Annotated in this window: 16 protein-coding genes; 10 read left to right on the forward strand and 6 right to left on the reverse strand. The window is 52.1% G+C overall.

Translation table 11 applies throughout. From position 1 onward, the window contains the following. Positions 1-2 precede the first annotated feature (2 nt). Complete coding sequence (locus OGX99_RS20495) at positions 3-713, reverse strand: YnfC family lipoprotein (protein ID WP_151219150.1); 711 nt, start codon at positions 711-713, stop codon at positions 3-5. A gap of 102 nt (positions 714-815) precedes the next feature. On the opposite strand from OGX99_RS20495, the gene OGX99_RS20500 reads away from it, so the two are divergent. The 6 genes from OGX99_RS20500 to clcB all read left to right on the forward strand — a co-directional run bounded on the left by OGX99_RS20500 (position 816) and on the right by clcB (position 7,261). Beyond that, positions 816-1,124, forward strand: coding sequence for a DUF1161 domain-containing protein (locus tag OGX99_RS20500; RefSeq protein ID WP_151219149.1), 309 nt, complete (start codon positions 816-818; stop codon positions 1,122-1,124). Positions 1,125-1,272: 148 nt separating this feature from the next. Continuing rightward, positions 1,273-3,711 (forward strand): selenate/tellurate reductase subunit YnfE, encoded by a 2,439-nt coding sequence (gene ynfE, locus OGX99_RS20505; RefSeq protein ID WP_286544941.1) that lies wholly within the window; start codon positions 1,273-1,275, stop codon positions 3,709-3,711. Positions 3,712-3,721: 10 nt separating this feature from the next. Beyond that, the gene (locus OGX99_RS20510) at positions 3,722-4,339 is read left to right on the forward strand and encodes a DMSO/selenate family reductase complex B subunit (protein WP_210905053.1); all 618 of its coding nucleotides are present in this window, start codon (positions 3,722-3,724) and stop codon (positions 4,337-4,339) included. A 1-nt stretch (position 4,340) separates the two neighbouring features. Then, positions 4,341-5,195: a dimethyl sulfoxide reductase anchor subunit family protein gene (locus OGX99_RS20515; protein ID WP_252838363.1), complete on the forward strand. Its 855-nt coding sequence runs from the start codon at positions 4,341-4,343 to the stop codon at positions 5,193-5,195. Between the two features lie 42 nt (positions 5,196-5,237). Continuing rightward, positions 5,238-5,852, forward strand: a complete 615-nt coding sequence (dmsD, locus tag OGX99_RS20520; RefSeq protein ID WP_151219147.1) for a Tat proofreading chaperone DmsD — start codon at positions 5,238-5,240, stop codon at positions 5,850-5,852. A 119-nt stretch (positions 5,853-5,971) separates the two neighbouring features. Continuing rightward, entirely contained in the window at positions 5,972-7,261 is a 1,290-nt protein-coding gene (gene clcB / locus OGX99_RS20525) for a voltage-gated ClC-type chloride channel ClcB (protein ID WP_286540681.1), read from the forward strand. Here the strand turns inward: clcB and bioD are convergent. From bioD to ynfL, 3 genes are all read right to left on the reverse strand, one after another. After that, positions 7,217-7,912, reverse strand: coding sequence for a dethiobiotin synthase (bioD, locus tag OGX99_RS20530; RefSeq protein WP_151219145.1), 696 nt, complete (start codon positions 7,910-7,912; stop codon positions 7,217-7,219). The two genes, clcB and bioD, sit on opposite strands and share 45 nt — an antisense overlap. A gap of 125 nt (positions 7,913-8,037) precedes the next feature. After that, positions 8,038-9,258 (reverse strand): sugar metabolism global transcriptional regulator Mlc, encoded by a 1,221-nt coding sequence (mlc, locus tag OGX99_RS20535; protein WP_151219144.1) that lies wholly within the window; start codon positions 9,256-9,258, stop codon positions 8,038-8,040. 118 nt (positions 9,259-9,376) lie between these two features. Next, entirely contained in the window at positions 9,377-10,285 is a 909-nt protein-coding gene (ynfL, locus tag OGX99_RS20540) for a multidrug efflux transcriptional activator YnfL/SxtR(Kp) (protein ID WP_286544944.1), read from the reverse strand. A 107-nt stretch (positions 10,286-10,392) separates the two neighbouring features. Here ynfL and ynfM point away from each other — a divergent pair, with 107 nt between their 5' ends. Continuing rightward, a complete protein-coding gene (ynfM, locus tag OGX99_RS20545) occupies positions 10,393-11,646 on the forward strand; it encodes a multidrug efflux MFS transporter YnfM/SxtP(Kp) (protein ID WP_151219142.1) in 1,254 nt (417 codons plus the stop codon). Positions 11,647-11,807: 161 nt separating this feature from the next. Here the strand turns inward: ynfM and OGX99_RS20550 are convergent, their stop codons facing one another. Next, complete coding sequence (locus tag OGX99_RS20550) at positions 11,808-13,298, reverse strand: sensor histidine kinase (RefSeq protein ID WP_187252480.1); 1,491 nt, start codon at positions 13,296-13,298, stop codon at positions 11,808-11,810. Continuing rightward, positions 13,295-14,017 (reverse strand): winged helix-turn-helix domain-containing protein, encoded by a 723-nt coding sequence (locus tag OGX99_RS20555; RefSeq protein ID WP_151219495.1) that lies wholly within the window; start codon positions 14,015-14,017, stop codon positions 13,295-13,297. The genes OGX99_RS20550 and OGX99_RS20555 overlap by 4 nt, the downstream gene beginning before the upstream one ends. A gap of 189 nt (positions 14,018-14,206) precedes the next feature. Between OGX99_RS20555 and msrP the strand changes: the two genes are divergently transcribed. From msrP to OGX99_RS20570, 3 genes are read left to right on the forward strand one after another with little or no spacing between them, the layout of a single operon-like run. Continuing rightward, positions 14,207-15,211 carry a protein-methionine-sulfoxide reductase catalytic subunit MsrP gene (gene msrP, locus OGX99_RS20560; protein WP_187252481.1) on the forward strand — a complete coding sequence of 335 codons (1,005 nt, stop codon included), beginning with the start codon at positions 14,207-14,209 and terminating at the stop codon, positions 15,209-15,211. Next, the gene (gene msrQ / locus OGX99_RS20565) at positions 15,212-15,838 is read left to right on the forward strand and encodes a protein-methionine-sulfoxide reductase heme-binding subunit MsrQ (protein ID WP_151225429.1); all 627 of its coding nucleotides are present in this window, start codon (positions 15,212-15,214) and stop codon (positions 15,836-15,838) included. Positions 15,839-15,883: 45 nt separating this feature from the next. Then, positions 15,884-17,371 (forward strand): carboxypeptidase M32, encoded by a 1,488-nt coding sequence (locus OGX99_RS20570; RefSeq protein ID WP_286544947.1) that lies wholly within the window; start codon positions 15,884-15,886, stop codon positions 17,369-17,371. Positions 17,372-17,458: the final 87 nt, after the last annotated feature.

The raw sequence follows: 17,458 nt of genomic DNA on the forward strand, positions 1-17,458 counted from the left end.
GACTAATAGTACTCGATGGTGTTTTCAATTGAGTAATGATGTTCAACTGCCGGCTTCACGCTCTCGTCAACGATAACAAGCTGGCAGTTGACCGGATTAGCATAGTCATCGTACTTGCACGTTTGTTTGACGTTGCCTACAGGACGATTGTTAAGCAGACTCACCGCGGTGTAATCCAGCTTCTTCAACGGATCAACCGAGGGTTTGGCATCAACTTGCAAGGTGTTATCGTTATTGACGGTTGTTTTACCCAGCGGGTAGCCTTCCGCATCATAGCGATATTGCACTTTCATCTCTTTGCCCGTAGCGGAAACGACAAAACCGTTATCATCGGTATCCCAAACCACACCCGCAGCAGGCAGCTCTGCCAACTGACATTTACCCTGTAAGCGGATCCGTTTTTCCAGCGTTTCGGCATCCCGGTAATAGTTAGCATCCAGGACCAGCGCCATGCCGCTATTATTTTCAATATCGTGCAATTCAAGCGTATCGAAGCACCCTTCCTGTGAGAGCGTACCAACAACGCGTTTAGTAACCTCACCTTTGTCATTGAGCAACGTCTGGCTGAAATCTTTCACCGGTCCGCGCAGCGGGTCGAAATCAAATTCATTTGAAAAACTGGCCATTTCCGGCGTAAAGGAAATCAGCCCTTTGGCGTTATCACATCCAACCAGCAAGAGGCACAGGAAACCTAACAAGGTCTGTTTCTTCACATTTTTCACCGGGATAAGAAGATAATTCTCAATCATATTAGCAAATACAGTTATTTACACCAGAAATGCTAATCTTAGTTTAAGTTGATCATAAAGGAGCTGATGATGAAAAACATACCAGGAATTGCCGCGATCATATTGGTAGTCGCTTCCCCGCAGGTTCTGGCTGCCCCGGCGTCATGTGAACGCGTAAAAAGCGATATCGAACAGCGTATCATCAATAATGGTGTGGCTGAATCCAGCTTCACGCTGAATATTGTCCCCAACGATCAGGCAGATCAGCCTGACTCACTGGTAGTCGGACATTGTGCAAACGATACGCACAAAATTCTCTACACCCGGACTAACAGTGGCAACGCCCCCGCGAATAGCACATCTTCGCAAGACGGACACGCCGCCGAACCGCAATAAATCACGCCCTCCGTGCGCGGAGGGTCACTCCAGTTTGATATGCATTAATATGCTCTACCTACAAGTGGGTAAACTCTCTCTATTATTAGCATGCTATTAATTGCGTTATAGAAGTTATTATATAGCGATAACAATAATGGAGTGAGTTATGTCTGAAACTGAGCAATATGGAGGCATCAGCCGCAGGGCGTTAGTGAAATCCTCGGCTATCGGTTCGCTGGCGCTTGCCGCTGGCGGGCTGTCATTACCTTTCGGAATACGCACCGCCGCCGCTGCGGTACAACAAGCTATTCAACCAGCTGAAGAAAAAGTGGTTTGGGGCGCGTGTTCCGTGAACTGCGGTAGTCGTTGTGCCCTGCAACTCCATGTCAAAGATGACGAGGTTGTATGGGTGGAATCCGATACAACCGGAGACGATATTTATGGTCAGCATCAGGTTCGTGCCTGTTTGCGTGGACGATCAATCCGCCGATGGATCAATCATCCGGATCGCCTGAATTACCCAATGAAGCGGGTGGGAAAACGCGGTGAGGGAAAATTCGAACGTATAACCTGGCAGGAAGCGCTGGATACCATCAGTGACAGTTTAAAAAATACCGTGGAGAAATACGGTAATGAAGCTGTTTATATTAACTACACCTCAGGCATTGTAGGCGGCAACATTACGCGCTCCTCTCCTTATGCCTCGCTGGTCGCTCGCCTGATGAACTGCTATGGCGGATTTCTGAGCCATTATGGTACTTACAGCACCGCCCAAATCGCGGCGGCAATGCCCTATACCTACGGCTCAAATGACGGCAACAGCACGTCCGACATCGAAAACACCAAACTGGTGGTAATGTTCGGCAACAACCCTGCCGAAACGCGCATGAGCGGCGGCGGAATAACGTACTTCCTTGAACAGGCCCGGGAACGCTCTAATGCCCGGATGATCGTCATCGATCCGCGCTATACCGATACCGCAGCGGGTCGCGAAGATGAGTGGATCCCTATCCGACCGGGAACCGATGCCGCACTCGTAGCGGGACTTGCCTGGGTTATGATTAACGAAAATCTTATCGACCAGCCGTTCCTTGACAAATACTGCGTCGGTTATGATGAGAAAACCCTGCCCTCCGATGCGCCAGCAAACGGACATTACAAAGCTTATATTCTGGGGGATGGCGATGACGGCATCGCCAAAACCCCCCAATGGGCATCCCAAGTCACCGGAATCCCAGCCGATCGCATTATCAAACTGGCTCGGGAAATCGGCAGCACGAAACCGGCATATATTTGTCAGGGTTGGGGGCCGCAACGTCAGGCTAACGGCGAACTGACCTCACGCGCGATCGCGATGTTGCCTATCCTGACTGGCAACGTCGGCATCAATGGCGGCAATAGCGGTGCACGAGAATCAACCTATACCATCACAATTGAGCGTATGCCGCTGCCAGATAATCCCATTAAGACCCAGATATCCTGCTTTAGCTGGACTGACGCCATCGCCCGGGGTCCGGAAATGACCGCTACCCGCGATGGCGTGCGTGGGAAAGAAAAGCTCGATGTGCCGATTAAATTTATCTGGAACTATGCGGGAAACACCATCACCAATCAGCACTCAGATATCAATAAAACGCATGCTATCCTGCAGGACGATACAAAGTGCGAAATGATAGTGGTCATTGAGAACTTCATGACATCCTCGGCCAAATATGCCGATATCCTGCTGCCTGATTTAATGACTGTGGAGCAGGAAGACATCATTCCTAACGACTATGCGGGCAATATGGGATACCTCATTTTCATTCAGCCAGCAACCTCACCTAAGTTCGAGCGCAAACCGATCTACTGGATCATGAGTGAAGTGGCAAAACGTCTTGGAGATGATGTCTATCAACGTTTTACCGAAGGCCGTACTCAGGAACAGTGGCTCCAGTATCTGTATGCCAAAATGCTGGCCAAAGATCCTGCCCTCCCTTCTTATGACGCGCTTAAAAAAATGGGGATCTATAAACGTAAAGATCCTAATGGCCACTTTGTCGCCTATAAAAAATTCCGCGACGATCCACAGGCCAATCCGCTCAAAACACCGTCCGGAAAGATTGAAATATATTCCAGCCGACTGGCGAAAATTGCCAACACCTGGGAACTGCAAAAGGATGAAGTGATCAGTCCGCTTCCCATTTACGCGTCCACCTTTGAAGGGTGGGATGATCCGAAACGCAGTTCATTTCCGCTCCAGCTGTTTGGTTTCCACTACAAATCCCGTACGCACTCCAGCTACGGCAATATCGATGTTCTCCAGACATCTTGCCGTCAGGAAGTGTGGATCAACCCCGTCGATGCCCAAAAACGAGGCATTGCAAATGGCGATATGGTTCGAGTCTTTAACGATCGCGGTGAAGTACGTATCCCGGCAAAAGTAACGCCACGAATCCTACCCGGCGTAAGCGCAATGGGCCAGGGCGCATGGCATGATGCCGATATGGCTGGCGATAAAATTGATCACGGCGCCTGCGTCAACACGCTGACAACTCAGCGTCCGTCGCCGTTGGCAAAAGGCAATCCACAGCACACTAACCTGGTCGAGATCGAGAAGGTTTAAGGACTAACCCATGACAACTCAGTATGGATTTTTTATTGATTCCAGTCGTTGCACCGGCTGCAAAACCTGCGAACTGGCCTGCAAAGACTACAAGGATCTCACGCCCGACGTCAGTTTCCGCCGGATTTATGAATACGCCGGGGGAGACTGGCAGGAAGACAACGGCGTCTGGCGACAGAACGTTTTCGCCTACTACCTCTCCATTGCCTGTAACCACTGCGAAGATCCGGCCTGCACCAAGGTTTGCCCCAGCGGGGCTATGCATAAACGTGAAGATGGTTTTGTGGTGGTGGATGAAGACGTGTGTATTGGCTGTCGTTACTGCCACATGGCCTGCCCGTACGGCGCACCACAGTACAATGCCGCCAAAGGGCATATGACCAAGTGCGACGGCTGCCACGATCGCGTCGCCGACGGCAAAAAGCCCGTCTGTGTCGAATCCTGTCCGCTGCGCGCGCTGGACTTTGGTCCCATTGATGAGCTGCGCAAAAAACACGGTGAGCTGGCGGCGGTTGCTCCGCTGCCGGGCCCGCACTTCACCAAACCGAGTATTGTAATCAAACCCAACGCCAATAGCCGCCCGACCGGGGACACCACGGGTTATCTGGCCAACCCGAAGGAGGTGTGACATGGGTAATGGATGGCATGAATGGCCGCTGGTTCTGTTTACGGTGCTCGGCCAGTGCGTGGCCGGGGCGCTGCTGGTGAGTGGTTACGGCTGGCTGACCGCTAAAGACGATGCGGTAAAACAGCGTATCGTGCGCAACATGTTTTTTCTGTGGCTGGTGATGGGCATCGCCTTTCTCGCCTCGGTGATGCATCTGGGTTCGCCGCTGCGCGCCTTTAACTCGCTGAACAGAGTCGGCGCATCGGCGCTGAGTAACGAAATCGCCAGCGGGTCGCTGTTTTTCGCCGTCGGTGGCCTGTGGTGGCTGGTGGCGTTTCTCGGTAAAATGCCTGCAGCTTTAGGTAAAATCTGGCTGCTGGCAGGCATGGTGCTGGGTCTGGTATTTGTGCTGGCGATGACCCGCGTCTATCTGATAGACACCGTCCCGACCTGGTATAATGGCTATACGACGCTGGCATTTTTTATGACGATGCTGCTCAGCGGGCCGCTGTTTGCCACCCTGCTGCTGCGGGCTGCAGGTGTTTCCTGTAGCCCTGCCAGATTCGCCGGCGTAAGCGTTCTGGCCCTGCTGGTGACCGTGGCGGTTATCGTTCTGCAGGGACTGGCGCTCGGTGAGATCCACAGTTCGGTACAAAACGCCAGCGCGCTGGTGCCCGACTACGCAAGTTTACAGGTCTGGCGTATCCTCCTGCTGGCTGCGGGTCTGGGGTGCTGGATATGTCCGCTTGTCCGTCGCAAAGAACCGTCCGTTGGCGGACTGGCGTTGGGCCTGGTTTCAGTCCTCGCCGGTGAAATCATTGGCCGCGGTTTGTTTTACGGATTACATATGACAGTCGGAATGGCTGTCGCAGGTTAACTCTCGGGTGCGGGGCAACCCGCACTGTTCAGGATTGTATGCATGACCCATTTTTCACAACGTGACAACTTCTCTACCGCAGCGCGTGTGCTGGGTGCGCTATTTTATTATGCACCTGAAAGCGCAGAAACCTCTGCATTAGTCAATGCGTTAAGAACCGAAGGCTGGCAGGTCCAGTGGCCGCTTGATCAGGCAACGCTTTCTCCGCTGGCAGAAAAACTGCAAGTCGAGGCCGATGAGCCTCTGCCGCAGGCCTGGCAGCGTCTGTTTGTCGGTCCGTATGCACTACCTTCTCCGCCCTGGGGATCCGTCTGGCTGGATCGTGAAAACGTGTTGTTTGGCGATTCCACTCTGGCATTACGCCAATGGATGCGGGAAAACGGCATCCAGTTCGCCATGCAGCAAAATGAGCCGGAAGATCACTTTGGTTCGTTGCTGTTGCTTACGGCCTGGCTTGCTGAGAACGAACGCCATACCGAATGCGAGCAGTTGCTGGCGTGGCATTTGTTCCCGTGGTCATCCCGCTTCCTTGACGTATTTATCGACAAAGCCGACCACCCGTTCTATCAGGCGCTCGGTGAGCTGGCCCGTCTGACACTGGCTAAATGGCAATCGCAGTTACTGATCCCGATAGCCAAAAAACCTCTGTTTCGCTAATTTCCTCACAGGCAGAATGCATCCTGCCTGTGGGACATCCTGTTGCGCACGCTAAGCTTTTGCTTCTGTTGCCAAATAACCGCAAAATGAAGCGTCTGCAACTTCCTTTCTGGACACTCATGCACCATTTACATGCTTATCCTGATCTGCGCGCCATGTTCCGCCGTCTGATGATTGCAGCGCTGATTGGTATTCTTGCCGCGTTAGCCGTTGCAGGATTTCGTCATGCCATGTTCTTGCTTGAATGGTTGTTCCTGAGCAACGACACCGGGAGTCTGGTCAATGCGGCAACAAGTCTTTCGCCTCTAAGACGTGCGCTGACGCCTGCATTAGGTGGTCTGGCGGCAGGTTTACTGCTTTGGGGATGGCAAAAGTTTAACCGTTTACGCCCACAGGCCCCTACCGATTATATGGAAGCCCTGCAAACCGACGGTCAATTTGACGTCAGTGCAAGCCTGGTTAAATCACTCGCCTCATTACTGGTTGTCGCCAGCGGGAGCGCCATCGGGCGCGAAGGCGCCATGATTTTACTGGCGGCGCTGGCGGCCTCCTGCTTTGCTAAACGCTTCACCCCGCGTACGGAATGGAAGTTATGGATTGCCTGTGGAGCCGCTGCCGGTATGGCTGGAGCGTACCATGCTCCACTGGCGGGCAGTTTATTTATTGCTGAAGTATTGTTTGGCACGCTGATCCTCGCATCGCTGGGACCAGTGGTGGTGTCTGCCGTCGTGGCCTTGCTCACCACCAATGTACTGAGCGATAGCAATGCGCTCCTGTATGCCGTACGATTCACGCGCGAGCTACATATGCTGGAATATGTCATGATCGTCAGTACCGGTCTGGCAGCCGGCGTTTGCGGGCCGCTGTTTATGTGGTTGATGACCGCCAGCCATAATGGTTTTTTGCGCTTAAAACTCTCCCCTCCGTGGCAACTGGCACTCGGCGGACTGATCGTTGGCCTGCTGTCGCTGCTCACGCCTGCGGTCTGGGGCAATGGCTACAGCGTAGTGCAGTCATATTTGACCGCCCCTCCGTTACTTGCCGTGGTGAGCGGGATCTTTATCTGCAAAATACTGGCAGTATTAGCCAGCAGTGGTTCCGGCGCGCCAGGCGGTGTGTTTACGCCAACGCTGTTTGTCGGTCTGTCGGTGGGCATGCTACTGGGACGGATGTGGGGATTGTGGTTACCGGGGCCGGATGAGATTGCTATTTTGCTGGGATTAACGGGTATGGCCACGCTGCTGGCAGCAACTACACATGCGCCAATAATGTCGACACTGATGGTTTGTGAAATGACCGGGGAGTACCGTCTGCTCCCCGGGTTGCTAATTGCCTGTGTGGTGGCGTCGGTGCTATCGCGAACGTTACGCCACGACTCGATCTACCGACAACACGCTGCCGAGCATTGACAGGCGGATGAACTGAGACAGCTCGCGCTGCTCTGCGCGAGGCAGATAAGGCAGTTCGCCGATAAGCGGTGCGGGTAATTTTTTGCTCAGCACATCAATGATTTCCGCATAATGCGCCAGCCCTGGATTGATACGGTTCGCGACCCAGCCGATTAACGGCAGTCCGTCGCTGGCAATCGCCTGCGCAGTAAGGATGGCATGATTAATACAGCCTTCCTGGATACCTACCACCAGCAACACCGGCAATTGTTCCTGTACCACCCACTCAGATAACGGACGCAGATCGTTCATCAGGCTCCGCCAGCCTCCTGTGCCTTCCACGACAACGTGATCGACTTTTTCACTGAGGCTTGCGAGGCCGTTAGAGAGCAGGGTGTAATTGACCGGCCCACTATGCGCTACGCTACTTTCGTCTTCACTGAGTGCAATCGGGTTGACCGCCTCGTAGGGCAGCTCGATTGTCGACACGCTTTGTAGCACCAGCGCGTCTTTGTTGCGCAGGCCTTCAGGCGTCTCTTTGCTTCCTTTGGCTACGGGCTTGTAACCCACAACACTTTTACCTCCTGACGCTAACGCTTGTAGTAATGCGCGGGAAACCACGGTCTTCCCAACAGAAGTGTCTGTACCTGTAATAAAGAAACGCTTCAGCATCACTAACTCCACCGTTATGCTTTGAAAATATAAATCAGGAAAATAAAACAGTGGAGAAAGTCTAAGGTATGGCGATAAGAATCGGCTTGAGATAGCGCAATTTTTCGTACAACAGTTAAAAAATGTTAACCCTGTAATAGACGAATCAACAAAGAACCGTTATACATCGCGTCCTTAACGAGCGCCGCACCGGCCATCGTTCCCTGATTGGTGAACTGCGTACTTTCGACGACAATATGCTGACTGTAGGCCGGAAGCGCCTGCTGACGGATGCTGTCAGCAATAGTGGGAAACAAAATATCCGCCGCTTTGCTGAACGGAGAACCAATCAATATCTTTTGCGGGTTGAACAAATTCACCATGATGGCAAGAATTCTGCCTACATGGGTTCCGACGCCGCTAATGATATCCTTCGCCAACAAATCTCCCTGCATGGCCGCCAGACACAGCGCGTCTACCGTTAACGGTTGCCCGTGTAGAGAAGAACTCATTGACTGTTTCAATCGCACCTGTGCGAGTTCCAGCACGCTGTCGACGCTGGCAATCGTTTCCAGGCAACCATGGTTGCCGCAATAGCAGCGTTTACCATAGGGATCCACCTGCGTATGCCCAATTTCAACCAGACTACTGCTGCCAGCATGCAGTAAATGACCGTCGGTGATCACCCCTGCACCCACGTTATGATCGATCACCACCTGAATGACATCGCGCGCGCCACGCGATGCACCAAAAAGTGCCTCGGCCATGGTCCAGGCGCTGATATCGTGCTGAATATACACCGGTACACCAGTATGATTTTCAAGAGCCTGCCCAAGCGGCATCTCTTTGACATCTTCGTAAAACGGCATGCGATGGACGATACCGTTTTCAGTATCAATAATACCGGGTAAGGTGATGGCGATGGAGGTTAAGCGCTCCAGCTTTTGCTGGTGGCGGATGAAAAACTGATCGACCTGGGTAATAACACGTTCCAACAACGGGGTTTCACTGACCAGCGCCATCTCAAGACAATCTTCAACCACCAGCTTGCTGCTCAGATCGCGCAACGCCAAAAAAATCTCTCCGCGACTGATACGAATAGATAAGTAGTGCCAGGCTTCCGTTTCAACAACCAGCCCAACGGCCGGACGCCCACGGCTTCCCGCCTCCTTGATTTCCAGCTCTTGTACCAGGTGCGCCTCGAGCATTTCGCGGACAATTTTAGTAATGCTGGCAGGCGCCAATTGTGCCAGGCGAGAGAGATCAATACGCGATACCGGACCCAGCTGATCAATCAGGCGATAAACCGCGCCCGCATTGGTCTGCTTAATTTGATCGATATGCCCAGGCTGACTATCAGCAACCACCACTTACTCCCTTTATTTTCGCGCTCCGAAATAATCTGTAGACTATGGTGAAGCACTTCAATGGCTCCCGTCAAATTTTTACTTAGCCGTGTGATTTACTGCACATTTTCGCCCATTTTTAAACTAAATTAATCGTATGAACAACCGCCAGCAGTTGCTCGCGAAAGCGCTGTGCGGCGTGACTTTGTTCATGATGCTTAGGCCACACTAACCACATTTCTGAGACGGCATCTTCTTCCGCTATCGGGAGCCAACACATTTCATATAGCTGCACCCGTTTAAAAGAAGCAGGAAGTATAGAAACCCCTAATCCTGCAGCCACCAGCCCGATGATAGTCATCGCTTCGCCAACCTCCTGCGCAATCGTCGGTTTTAGTCCATAGCGACGCATCAGGCCAAGAATATCGTCATACAACCCTGTCCCCACATGGGGGTCAAAAAAGACAAATGGCTCATTCGCCAGCTCGGCCAACGTGACCACGGGTTTTTGCGCCAACGGATGCGCGCGTGGGATCATCGCCATCAGTGGTTCATGCAGAATGATTTCACGCTCCAGTGTTTCCGGAAGCTGCGTATTGCGCAGAAGTCCCAAATCCAACGTCCCTTCATTGAGCGGGGCAATTTGCTCACGTGTGTTCATTTCGCGGGTTTGCATATGCACTGCCGGGTAGCTTTGGCGAAACAGAGATAACGTATCTGAAACGGCTTTGATAAACGGCGCCGACGACGTAAAGCCGATACGCAATTCCCCTGCTTCTCCCAGATGCAAACGCTCAGCCCTGGCAGCAGCTTCATTAACCAGACTAAGGATCTGTCGGCTGTCCGCCAGAAACTGTTTGCCGGCAGACGTCAGCGCCACGCTACGGTTAGTGCGCGCCAGAAGTCGGGCACCGACCTGCTGTTCCAGGATCTGGATTTGCTGGCTGAGTGGCGGTTGCGAAATATTCAGTCGAGCCGCAGCTCGACCAAAATGCAGCTCTTCGGCAACCGCCACAAAGTAACGTAAATGACGCAATTCGATATTCATATTTTTAAAATATTATTTGAGATTATTAATATATTAGACAGAATATTGTGAGTTTCATACTCTTAAGGCCAGACCTGTAGAGGTAATTGATTGAGCAAGGATTTCAAGTGAGCCGTACAACAACTGTCGATACCGCGCCGGCAAGCGATGTTGATGCACAGAGAGTTACCACGCCGGATGGTTTTATCAAACGTGGCACATCCCCATTTATGCGCGTCACGCTGGCGCTATTTTCTGCCGGACTGGCAACTTTTGCTCTCCTCTATTGTGTGCAACCCATTCTGCCCGTGCTCTCACACGAGTTTGGGGTCTCTCCCGCCAGCAGCAGTATTTCGCTTTCCATCTCAACGGCGATGCTCGCCATTGGTTTATTGTTTACCGGCCCACTTTCTGATGCGATAGGTCGCAAGCCGGTAATGGTAACGGCACTCCTGCTTGCGTCCTGCTGTACGTTGCTTTCCACGATGATGACCAGCTGGCACGGTATTTTAATCATGCGCGCACTGATAGGCCTTTCGCTGAGCGGCGTGGCGGCAGTGGGTATGACCTACCTGAGTGAGGAAATTCATCCCAGCTTCGTCGCCTTTTCAATGGGTTTATATATCAGCGGTAACTCGATTGGTGGTATGAGTGGTCGTTTGATCAGCGGCGTGTTTACCGACTTCTTTAACTGGCGTATCGCGTTGGCGGCGATCGGGTGTTTTGCCCTTGCCTCCGCGCTGATGTTCTGGAAAATCTTGCCGGAATCTCGTCATTTCAGACCGACGTCGCTGCGCCCGAAGACGTTATTTATTAACTTTCGTTTGCACTGGCGCGACAGAGGGTTGCCGCTGCTGTTCGCCGAAGGTTTCTTGTTAATGGGATCTTTTGTGACGTTGTTTAACTACATCGGCTACCGTCTGATGCTCTCCCCGTGGGAACTCAGCCAGGCTGTTGTCGGCCTGCTGTCAGTGGCGTATTTGACCGGGACCTGGAGTTCGCCGAAAGCAGGTTCGATGACCACCCGCTACGGACGCGGCCCGGTAATGTTGTTTTCAACCGGCGTGATGCTGGTTGGGCTGTTGATGACCCTTTTTACATCGCTATGGCTAATTTTCGCCGGGATGCTGCTCTTTTCAGCTGGATTCTTTGCCGCGCACTCCGTGGCAAGCAGTTGGATTGGGCCACGGGCAAAACGCGCTAAAGGCCAGGCCTCTTCCTTATATCTGTTCAGTTATTATCTGGGATCCAGCATTGCTGGCACGCTGGGCGGTGTATTCTGGCACAGCTATGGCTGGAACGGCGTAGGCGGATTTATCGCCCTTATGCTGGTGCTGGCGTTGCTGGTCGGCACACGTTTACACCATCGTCTGCACGTGTAATCCTCGATGCCCGGCCTCCGGGCATCATCTTCATGAACCTGACAGTAACATCTGAGCCGCCATTTGCAGGGTAATAACCGTTCAATTCATCACTATATGCAGCATAATCGGCATCAATGCCAGGAAGTGTTATAGCCTCTCTTTACTCAGGAATATCATCGTCAGCTACTCAGTGGAGAGTCCGCCAGCGGCAACGTAAAACGGAAGCAGGCCCCTGCCGATGAATTAACCAGGCTTATATCCCCCCCATGCAGCTCGAGCATTCTTCGCACAATCAGTAAGCCCAGACCACCACGTTCAGCCCGCTGCTCACGGGGAATTAACGCGGTCGGTCGCTGAAATAAGACTTCTCGTACAGCGTCCTCCACCCCAGGTCCGCTGTCCTGCACTTCCGCTAATAGGCGGTCTGCATCACACCAGACTTTCAACCATACATCGCCCCCGTCAGGCGTATGACGGATAGCATTATCCAGCAAATTCGTCACCACTCTTTCCATCATTGATAAATCGGCATTCACCAATGGCAACGGCCCCATTACTTCAAGGTGCAACTGCAAATGACGCGTGGCAACGGGGAGATCAAATTTCTGCGCCACATCCTGGATAAGCTCGCCAATTGCAAAACGCTCGCGCTGCGGTTTTATACCACCATGCTCCAGTCGCGCCAGCTCAAACAACTGTTTCGACAGATGACGAACCTTATGCCCCTGGCGTAACGCGATACTCAGATAATGCCGGTTTTCATCCGGCGTCATCGTATCCGCTTTCAGCGACAGCATTTCCAGGTACCCCAGCAGCGATGTGAGCGGCGTGCGTAAATCGTGTGAGATATTGGCAATAAATTCTCTGCGCTGACGATCGCTGTCAGCCAATAAATCCCACTGCTGTGCGATTTTCTGCGCTAACTCGATAAACGCGTTGTTCAGTAAGGCAATCTCATTCGCCGGAGCCGGATCAGGATTTTTTTGTGCCAGCTGTTTAATAACGCTAATGCTGTCCTGTTCCAGTTTGACCACCTGACCGGTCAGCCTTTTCACCGGATTCGTCACCCATCGCCACACCAGGAACCCCGCGATTGCACCAGCGAATAAAACCAGAATTAACGTCCCGGCCACGGTGTTCCAAAGCGTTTTTTGCCAGGCGTTATTTGCCAGCATATTCAGGTCTTCGCCCTGGAGAATGATGTACAAATAGCCGTGCAGCTCACCGTTGAATAACACTGGCGCGGCGCTAAAAACCTTTTGCTGACTACTGCGCGGATCGTTGCCATATACGGGCAACTCGTTCGAATTAAGGAACGCTTTAATTGGTTGTACGCTAATTTTCTGTCGCTGCAGATGCCCAGGCGGGGCAGCATCAGCGAGTAATTCACCGGACGGTGAAACCAGATACAGCTCCACGCTTGGGTTGAGCGTCATCAGGTGATTGAAAAGTCCTTTTAAGGTCTGGCGATTAACTTGCCCGCTGGAGTCAATAAGTGGCTCACTTTCAACAATCTTACTCGCCAACGCCAACGAGAGCCTTTGCACCATCGCATCACCATACTGTTTACTGCTGCGGATCTGAACAGCGCTGACGGCAACCGCGCAAATCAGCATAATGGCGGTAAAGACCAGGGTCAGTCGCTGGCTCAGCGACAGGCGATAAATCATGACTGATGCTCCGCGTTAACCGCAGCAAGCTTATAGCCTCTTCCCCAAACGGTGAGAATAATTTCCGGCTCAGCCGCATCTTTTTCAATTTTGGTCCGCAGACGATTGATATGGCTGTTCACCGTATGTTCATACCCTTCATGCTGGTAGCCCCACACCTGATCTAACAGTGCCTGACGCGAAAAAACCTCTCCTGGATGACGGGCGAAAAAATAGAGCAAATCGAACTCCCGCGGCGTCAAATCGAGGGTTTTACCTTGCAGGCGGACCTCCCGGGCTAATGGATCAATCTCTACGCCATGAACGGTGATAATCCCGGCCTCCATACGCAGGTTCTGACTCATTGCCTCCTGACGGCGAAATAACGCCTTCACCCGAGCCATTAACTCCAGCACGGAGAAAGGTTTAGCTAAATAATCATCGGCGCCCATTTCCAGCCCCAGAACACGGTGCGTTTCACTGGTACGGGCGCTGATAATGATGACGGGTAGATAGAAACTCATTTGACGAATGCGACGACAAATCTCCAAGCCGTCCACTCCTGGCAGCATCAAATCGAGGATAACGGCATCCCAGACGTGCTTCTCGAGTTGCTCAAGCGCACGCGCACCATTTGCTTCATGTATAATTTCGTACCCCTCATCCTTCAGACTCAGTTGCAAAAGTGAGGCAATATCACTGTCATCTTCCACCAGAAATATCTTTTTTGCGCCAGTCATCAGTGTCATCCCCCTCTCGTCATACTGAAAGCTTACCTCAGGCAAGGGGCGGAAGTTATCACAAAATTTTTAACTTTTCGTGAGGATCAGGGGATACCCCTGCGCCCAGTATGTCGATATAGACACGTCAGGCATTCAAAGCGAAACGTCGCTTTGTTTTCCTCAATATGACAACAAAAAGGAAAAGTTATGCAGAAAAAACGCCTACTTCGGGAAGCTGATGTAACAGCCGAGTCAGTTTTTTTTATGCAACGACGACAGATCCTTAAAGCTCTTGGGATAGGCGCGGCTGCGGCATCGTTGTCTTCCCCGACACAGGCCAATTTGTTGAATTGGTTTAAAGGTAACGATCGTCCACCTGTTCCGGCGGGCAAAACGCTCGAATTCGCAAAACCCGAGCGCTGGCAAAGCAATCTGCCCCTGACGCCGGAAGACAAGGTGACGGGCTACAACAACTTCTACGAATTTGGTCTGGATAAAGCCGATCCTGCCGCGAATGCCGGTAGCCTGAAAACCGAGCCCTGGACGTTAACTATCAGCGGTGAAGTAAACAAGCCTTTGACGCTGGATCATGATGCACTGACCACGCGTTTTCCGTTAGAAGAACGCATTTACCGGATGCGTTGCGTCGAGGCCTGGTCAATGGTCGTGCCATGGGTTGGCTTTCCCTTGCATAAATTATTGGCGTTGGTTGAGCCAACCAGCCATGCCAAATACGTCGCTTTTGAAACTCGCTACGCCCCTGACGAAATGCCTGGCCAGAAAGATCGCTTCATTGGTGGAGGACTGAAATATCCCTATGTCGAAGGTCTGCGTTTGGATGAGGCCATGCACCCGCTCACACTTCTGACCGTGGGCGTGTATGGCAAAGCGTTGCCGCCACAAAACGGGGCGCCAATACGCCTGACGGTCCCCTGGAAGTACGGCTTCAAGGGTATTAAATCGATAGTCAGTATTAAGCTAACGCGAGAGCAGCCACCGACAACCTGGAATATGTCGGCGCCAAACGAATACGGTTTTTTCGCCAATGTAAATCCACAGGTCGATCACCCCCGCTGGTCTCAGGCTTCAGAGCGTTTTATCGGTTCGGGTGGCATTCTCGATGTACAGCGGCAGCCTACATTGCCTTTTAATGGTTATGCCGATGAGGTGGCGTCTTTATATCAGGGCATGAATCTACGGGAGTATTTTTAAGTGAGGTTAACCGTAAAACAGATAACGGGCCTGAAAGTGCTGCTGCATCTCGCCGGTTTTTTACCCCTGGTGTGGCTTTTCTGGGCCGTACAGCATGGCGGATTAGGTGCCGACCCAGGAAAAGATATCCAGCACTTTACAGGTATCACTGCGCTGAAGTTTTTACTTGTGACTTTGCTAATATCGCCGCTCGCACGCTATGCAAAACAACCTTTGCTGTTTCGCACTCGGCGGTTGTTAGGTTTATGGTGTTTTGCCTGGGCCACGCTGCATTTGACCAGCTATGCGCTGCTGGAGTTGGGTATACAAAATCTGGGACTATTGGGACGTGAACTGGTTTCACGCCCATGGCTGACGCTGGGCATAATAGGTTGGATAATCTTACTGTTGCTGACGCTAACGTCCACGCAAGCCGCGCAGCGTAAAATGGGTAAACGTTGGCAAACACTGCACAATTACGTTTATCTGACTGCCATTTTGCTACCGCTTCATTACCTGTGGTCAGTAAAAGTGTTATCCCCGCTTCCCATTATCTACGCCATTTGTTTTGCCGTGCTGCTGGCTTTTCGCTATAAAAAGCTGTTACGGAAAACCGGTTACAAAGGTGTGTTTATGAAAAGTGAATGAATCACGGTAAACTTCTCATACACCTAAACAGAACGAGAACAAAAAATGAGTAGCAATGATAATTACCATCAGCTCACCCGCACGTTCCAGCGGCTCTCTCGCTTCTCCCACCTCTCGGCAATCGCCAGTTGGGACATGTTTACCATGATGCCATCCGGCGGCAGTAAAGCACGCGGTGAAGCGCTGGCCGAGTTGAGCGTGCTCGAGCACCAGCTGTTAACCGATCCGAAGGTGGCAATGTGGATCGCCGCGGCCCAACAGGAAGACCTCAACGATGTTGAGCAGGCCAACCTGCGCGAAATGTCGCGTCTGCATCACCAGGCATCGTTGTTGCCTGAATCGCTGGTAGAAGCGAAATCACTCGCGGGAAGTCGTTGCGAACACGCCTGGCGCAGCCAGCGCCCCGCGAATGACTGGGAAGGATTTTCCGACAACCTGAAAGAAGTCGTGAAGTACAGCCGAGAAGAAGCCCGACTGCGCGCAGAGGCTAAAGGCTGTACGCCTTATGACGCGCTACTGGACATTTTTGAACCAGGGATGACCAGCGCCCAGTTGGATGTCCTGTTTACTGACGTTAAGAGCTGGCTTCCTGACCTGCTCAACAACGTTGTGGCGAAGCAGTCTCAGCAGTCGCTCATTGCCCCGGTTGGTCCCTTCCCAACCGCTCTCCAGCGTGAGCTGGGTCTGGAAACAATGGCTCAGTTGGGATTCGATTTTACGGCTGGCCGACTGGATATCAGCGCACATCCCTTCTGTGGCGGTGTACCGGAAGATGTTCGTATCACCACCCGCTATGATGAAAACGAATTACTCAGCGCGCTGTTTGGTGTGATCCATGAAACCGGTCACGCCCGCTACGAGCAAAATCTGCCGCGCAACTGGTCAGGTCAACCTATCGCTTTGGCACGCTCAACCGCCATTCATGAATCCCAGAGTTTGTTTTTCGAGATGCAACTGGGCCGTAGTGAAGCCTTCCTGACGCGGTTAATTCCGGCGGTGAGGCGGTATTTTGGCGATCAGGCTGCGTTTGAAGAAAGCAATTTCATTGCCTGGAATCAGCAGGTTAAACCCGGATTTATCCGTGTTGATGCCGATGAGGTAAGCTACCCCGCTCACGTGATCCTGCGTTATGAAATCGAACGTGCGCTCATTAATGGCGATATTGAAGTGGATGATATCCCGGCATTGTGGAATGAGAAAATGCAGGCCTGGCTGGGACTGTCAACGATCGGCAACTATCGTAACGGTTGTATGCAGGATATTCACTGGACCGACGGCGGCTTTGGCTACTTCCCTTCTTATACCTTAGGTGCCATGTACGCAGCGCAGTTATTCAGTGCCGCTAACCGTGCGTTGCCGAATTTAAATCAGTCTATTGCGCAAGGCGAGTTTGGCGCATTATTTGACTGGTTACGTCAGAATATCTGGCAGCACGGCAGCCGTTTTACAACTGAACAGCTTATTACCCAGGCCACCGGGGAGCCGCTTAGCAGCCGTTATTTCCGCGCTCACCTGGAAGCCCGCTATTTGTAATCTCATACCGTGAGTCATTGTACATATCGTTACACGCCGAAACCAATGACTCACGGAAGCCCTGTGATTACAGCGATATAGTTATTT

The organism is Citrobacter sp. Cu096, assembly GCF_030332285.1.
GTDB classification, from domain to species: Bacteria; Pseudomonadota; Gammaproteobacteria; order Enterobacterales; family Enterobacteriaceae; genus Citrobacter; species Citrobacter meridianamericanus.

What these genes read in the sequence shown, in the direction of transcription:
- msrP (WP_187252481.1), top strand. Translation starts at nt 14,207, where the DNA reads ATGCAGAAAAAACGCCTACTTCGGGAAGCTGATGTAACAGCCGAGTCA.
- ynfL (WP_286544944.1), bottom strand. Translation starts at nt 10,285, where the DNA reads ATGAATATCGAATTGCGTCATTTACGTTACTTTGTGGCGGTTGCCGAA.
- OGX99_RS20500 (WP_151219149.1), top strand. Translation starts at nt 816, where the DNA reads ATGATGAAAAACATACCAGGAATTGCCGCGATCATATTGGTAGTCGCT.
- OGX99_RS20555 (WP_151219495.1), bottom strand. Translation starts at nt 14,017, where the DNA reads ATGACTGGCGCAAAAAAGATATTTCTGGTGGAAGATGACAGTGATATT.
- clcB (WP_286540681.1), top strand. Translation starts at nt 5,972, where the DNA reads ATGCACCATTTACATGCTTATCCTGATCTGCGCGCCATGTTCCGCCGT.
- bioD (WP_151219145.1), bottom strand. Translation starts at nt 7,912, where the DNA reads ATGCTGAAGCGTTTCTTTATTACAGGTACAGACACTTCTGTTGGGAAG.
- OGX99_RS20570 (WP_286544947.1), top strand. Translation starts at nt 15,884, where the DNA reads ATGAGTAGCAATGATAATTACCATCAGCTCACCCGCACGTTCCAGCGG.
- OGX99_RS20510 (WP_210905053.1), top strand. Translation starts at nt 3,722, where the DNA reads ATGACAACTCAGTATGGATTTTTTATTGATTCCAGTCGTTGCACCGGC.
- ynfE (WP_286544941.1), top strand. Translation starts at nt 1,273, where the DNA reads ATGTCTGAAACTGAGCAATATGGAGGCATCAGCCGCAGGGCGTTAGTG.
- OGX99_RS20515 (WP_252838363.1), top strand. Translation starts at nt 4,341, where the DNA reads ATGGGTAATGGATGGCATGAATGGCCGCTGGTTCTGTTTACGGTGCTC.
- OGX99_RS20550 (WP_187252480.1), bottom strand. Translation starts at nt 13,298, where the DNA reads ATGATTTATCGCCTGTCGCTGAGCCAGCGACTGACCCTGGTCTTTACC.
- dmsD (WP_151219147.1), top strand. Translation starts at nt 5,238, where the DNA reads ATGACCCATTTTTCACAACGTGACAACTTCTCTACCGCAGCGCGTGTG.